Source organism: Stutzerimonas stutzeri (assembly GCF_024448935.1).
Classification (GTDB): Bacteria; Pseudomonadota; Gammaproteobacteria; order Pseudomonadales; family Pseudomonadaceae; genus Stutzerimonas; species Stutzerimonas stutzeri_AO.
The window spans coordinates 1-513 of sequence record NZ_JAMOIE010000282.1 but is presented as its reverse complement, the minus strand read 5'-3'; the positions used below and the strand labels follow the sequence as shown (position 1 = coordinate 513).

General features: G+C 60.2%; 1 protein-coding gene and 1 pseudogene. Both read left to right on the top strand.

Going from position 1 to position 513, the window contains the following annotated elements; translation table 11 throughout:
* Positions 1-373, top strand: a 373-nt coding sequence (locus tag NA637_RS25375) for a cbb3-type cytochrome c oxidase subunit I (RefSeq protein WP_256075432.1), incomplete at its 5' end; no start/stop codon positions are given.
* Between the two features lie 11 nt (positions 374-384).
* Positions 385-513 (top strand): annotated as a pseudogene (locus NA637_RS25370) (cytochrome-c oxidase, cbb3-type subunit II); the annotation flags it as partial.

Sequence of the window (513 nt, the reverse complement as noted above, 5' to 3'; positions counted from 1 at the left end):
CGGCTGGGTTGCCATGGTGTCCATCGGTGCGCTCTACCACCTGATCCCGAAAGTATTCGGCCGTGCCCAGATGCACAGCATCGGCCTGATCAACGCGCACTTCTGGCTCGCCACCATCGGCACCGTGCTCTACATCGCCTCGATGTGGGTCAACGGTATCGCTCAGGGTCTGATGTGGCGGGCAATCAACGAAGACGGCACGCTCACCTACTCCTTCGTCGAAGCGCTTGAAGCCAGCCATCCGGGCTTTGTGGTGCGCATGATCGGTGGTGCGATCTTCTTCGCCGGCATGTTGCTGATGGCCTACAACACCTGGCGCACCGTGCAGGCCTCCAAGCCGGCCGAATACGAAGCCGCCGCACAGATCGCCTGAGGAGCTGACTGATGAAGAAGCACGAACTACTCGAAAAGAACGTCGGCCTGCTGACCCTGTTCATGATCCTGGCGGTGAGCATCGGCGGTCTGACCCAGATCGTTCCGCTGTTCTTTCAGGACGTGGTCAACGAGCCGGTT